Source organism: Vibrio sp. R11-SG3-ISO9 (genome assembly GCF_059834255.1).
In genome coordinates this window covers 1-4044 of record NZ_JCBDGU010000042.1, presented here as the reverse complement: position 1 = coordinate 4044, position 4044 = coordinate 1, and the positions used below count along the sequence as shown (strand labels likewise).

Genomic DNA, 4044 nt, shown 5'->3' with positions numbered 1-4044 from the left:
TCTCTTCAGAGATAACCGTACCACCAGTTAGGATAGCGATGTCTTGTAGCATTGCTTTACGACGGTCACCGAAACCAGGTGCTTTAACAGCTGCAACTTTCACGATACCGCGCATGTTGTTCACAACTAGAGTTGCAAGCGCTTCGCCTTCTACATCTTCAGCGATGATTAGGAGTGGACGAGATGCTTTCGCAACCGCTTCTAGAGTTGGAAGAAGTTCACGGATATTTGAAACTTTCTTGTCGATAAGAAGGATGAATGGGCTTTCTAGATCAACAGAACCTGCTTCTTGGTTGTTGATGAAGTAAGGAGATAGGTAACCGCGGTCGAACTGCATACCTTCAACTACGTCTAGCTCGTCTTGCAGTGCTTGACCTTCTTCAACTGTGATAACGCCATCACGACCTACTTTTTCCATCGCTTCAGCAATGATGTTACCTACTGTCGCATCAGAGTTTGCAGAGATAGTACCTACTTGTGCGATAGCTTTAGTATCTGCACATGGAACTGAAAGTGCTTTTAGCTCTTCAACTGCTGCAACAACTGCTTTGTCGATGCCGCGCTTAAGATCCATTGGGTTCATGCCAGCAGCAACGGCTTTTAGGCCTTCGTTTACGATAGCTTGAGCAAGAACAGTTGCAGTAGTTGTACCGTCACCCGCAGCGTCGTTCGCTTGTGAAGCGACTTCTTTAACCATTTGTGCGCCCATGTTTTGGAACTTGTCTTCAAGCTCGATTTCACGTGCAACAGAAACACCATCTTTAGTGATAGTTGGTGCGCCAAATGATTTGTCTAAAACAACGTTACGGCCTTTAGGACCTAGCGTTACTTTTACTGCGTCAGCCAGAACGTTTACACCTTCTAGCATTTTAACTCGTGCGTCGTTACCAAATTTAACGTCTTTAGCAGCCATCTTTATTTCCTTTAAATTCTTTATTCAGTCAGTTCAGTTTGTATAGCGCGGATTACTCAACGATCGCCATGATGTCGTTTTCAGACATGATCAGAACTTCTTTGCCGTCGATCTTTTCTGTTTTAGTGCCGTAGCCTTCAGCAAAGATAACAGTGTCGCCAACTTTAACGTCCAATGGTTGTACTGAACCATTTTCTAGGATGCGGCCTTTACCCACAGCTAGAATTACACCGCGAGTTGATTTTTCAGCGGCAGAACCAGTTAGAACGATGCCACCAGCAGATTTAGATTCAACTTCTTGGCGCTCAACGATAACTCGGTCGTGTAGAGGACGGATATTCATCGGTCTTATCTCCTGATAATTTCCATTTAATTTGATAGTTGCCACGATTGGCATGGGATTAATCAGTATGTTGGGGCGAAGTGAAAGATCCCAAGGGGTGAGAGGAAAAATTTGTGATCTAAAAGGGCAGATGCGGGATGAGAGCAGATACGAGTAAACGGGATGCGAGCAGATACGAGTAAACGGGATGCGAGATACGAAAAGATAGGAGGGCAGATGAGAGATTCGGGTAAACGAGTGGCGAAGAGCAAAAGGCGTTTCGTACCCCGTGCCCCTCATCTGGGCTTATCCGTCATTCCAGAACTGAGGAACGAAGTGTCTGGAATCTCATACAGCACGCGACGCAAGAGATTCCCTACCACGCTCGTACCTCGCTATAGGGAATGACGAAACTCAATAGAGCTGTTCAAATCCAGTTTACTTGTACCTGCTCTTCAAGCCTTTCGTATCTCGTTTACTCTCATCTGCTTTTAGCTTTTCTTCCCTTCCCGCCCACATCTGTTTATCCTACGCTTTTAGTTTTTACGGCGTTGTACATGCGAGATAAGCACGGGCTTTTGACTGCTCCCATAGAAGAGACATTGCGAACCATGACCATACCGACCATCTTCGGTATGGTGGCGATCTTGATGTTCAACCTTGTTGATACCTTCTTTATCTCATTGCTTGGTACACAAGCACTCGCAGCCGTGAGCTTTACCTTCCCAATTACCTTTGCCATTAACTGCATCACCATGGGGATCGGGGTTGGGCTTTCCACTAGTATTGGACGCCTACTTGGCAAAGGCTGCTCCGAGAATGCAGCACGCTTTACCGCGCATGGCCTACTGCTGGCCGTAATACTCGTCATTGGTGCTTCAACGCTCGGTATCTTTACTTTAGAGCCGCTGTTTGGTGCGCTTGGAGCTAAGCCTGAACTGTTACCGCTGATATCCGAATATATGTTGGTGTGGTATCTCGCGATTCCATTGCTCGTGGTTCCAATGGCAGGCAATAGCGCTATTCGAGCCAGTGGTGATACCAAAACTCCAGCAAAGATTATGATGTTGGCAGGCCTAATCAATGGTGTGCTCGACCCGTTACTGATATTTGGTTACGGACCTTTCCCAGAGCTAGGCATTCAAGGCGCTGCAATAGCCAGTGGTTTTAGTTGGTTTGGCGCATTGTGCGGCTCACTTTATGTGCTTATCAAACGAGAGAAGCTATTAGCATTGCCTAAACCAAAAGATATGCTCAACGATTGGAAGCAGATCCTTACCATCGGTACGCCAGCAGCCCTATCTAACGCACTTAACCCATTGGCGGGCGCAATTATTATGATGATGCTCGCCAAACAAGGTACCGAAGCTGTGGCTGCCTATGGTGCTGCACAACGAATTGAATCAATATTGATTATTGTGTTGATGTCCCTCACCTCTGCCCTTACGCCTTTCATGGCGCAGAACTTTGGTGCTAATAACCCTCAACGTAGCTTCGAGGCTCTGTTCCTAAGCATGCGCTTTGCGGTGCTGTTTCAAGGGCTCATATTCTTGATGATGGTACCGCTCAGCATTCCGCTAGCTGCTCTTTTCTCTCAAGAAGAATCAGTACGGGACATCTTGTGGCATTACTTGTTAGTCGTACCCTTCAGCTATGGTTTCCAAGGCATAGTGATGATGCTGATTAGTGGCATGAATGCGATGCACAAACCACTCAAAGCCTTTCAATGGAGCTTCATGCGCCTGTTCTTATTCACGCTACCTTTTGCATGGATAGGTAGCCTACTTGATGGGATTGAAGGTCTATTCATTGGCTTGGCATTAGGGAATATCGCAGGTGGTGTCGCTGGGTACTGTTATGCGTTGAGGTTGAAGGGCAGATGAGGGATTCGAATAAGCGGGATTCGAAGAGAGTTAAGAGCAGATGTAGGATACGAGTATCGAGATGCGAAGGGGTTGTTAAAGCAGATACGAGATTCGAGTGGCGGGATGCGAAAAGATTAATAGAGCAGATGTGAGATTCGAGTGGCGGGATGCGAAGGGACTTTAAGAGCGGAAGCGCAGATATGAACCCCGAGTAGCACTCAACTCCAAGCCCGTCATTCCCTATAGCGAGGCACGAGCGTGGTAGGGAATCTTTCGCGCATAATGATTTAATTTAGGGACATAAATATGACAGAGAATAGTTTCAAGTCGGTCTATGACGCGCCGATTGGCAAGATGATCATTATCAGTGATGGCGAGTCGATTATTGAGATCGACCATGTAAATCATGATGAGCCCATAACGAGTAACCCTGACGAACTTTGTAACTTCGCAACGAAGCAGTTAGATGAGTATTTCGCAGGTACAAGAATCGAATTCGACCTACCTTTAAAAGCGACTAAGGGCACCGACTTTCAAAAAGCAGCTTGGCAAGCACTTACTACCATTCCTTATGGCGAAACTATTAGCTACGGTGAACAAGCTAAGCGAATGAACAATCCCAAAGCCGTTCGAGCAGTCGGTGGCGCAAACGGCAAGAACCCATTTAGTATCGTGGTTCCCTGCCATCGTGTAATTGGCGCGAATGGCACTCTTACAGGTTACACAGGCGGCATGAGCCGAAAAGAGTGGTTGCTAGACTTTGAACGTTCCATCCTAGATAAAGCCAACAAATAACCCCACGTCATTCCCTACAGTGAAGCACGAGCGTGATAGGGAATCTCGTTGTGTTGGACTAAGAGAGAGATTCCAGACATTTCGTTCCTCAATTCTGGAATGACGGGGAAAAATAGATGCGAGTAAACGAGATGCGTGATACGAAGGGC

The 4044-nt window shown here is 46.7% G+C and carries 4 protein-coding genes; 2 read left to right on the top strand and 2 right to left on the bottom strand.

Features of this window, described 5'->3' with window-relative positions:
• Window positions 1-913: chaperonin GroEL (gene groEL, locus AC6R05_RS13640; protein ID WP_500647683.1), on the bottom strand; the 913-nt coding region annotated here is incomplete at its 3' end.
• A gap of 52 nt (window positions 914-965) precedes the next feature.
• Window positions 966-1256, bottom strand: a complete 291-nt coding sequence (locus tag AC6R05_RS13635) for a co-chaperone GroES (RefSeq protein ID WP_032551221.1) — start codon at window positions 1254-1256, stop codon at window positions 966-968.
• A 536-nt stretch (window positions 1257-1792) separates the two neighbouring features.
• Between AC6R05_RS13635 and AC6R05_RS13630 the strand changes: the two genes are divergently transcribed.
• Both AC6R05_RS13630 and AC6R05_RS13625 read left to right on the top strand, forming a co-directional pair.
• A complete protein-coding gene (locus tag AC6R05_RS13630) occupies window positions 1793-3118 on the top strand; it encodes an MATE family efflux transporter (RefSeq protein WP_500647682.1) in 1326 nt (441 codons plus the stop codon).
• A 288-nt stretch (window positions 3119-3406) separates the two neighbouring features.
• Window positions 3407-3895: a methylated-DNA--[protein]-cysteine S-methyltransferase gene (locus tag AC6R05_RS13625; RefSeq protein WP_500647681.1), complete on the top strand. Its 489-nt coding sequence runs from the start codon at window positions 3407-3409 to the stop codon at window positions 3893-3895.
• Window positions 3896-4044: the final 149 nt, after the last annotated feature.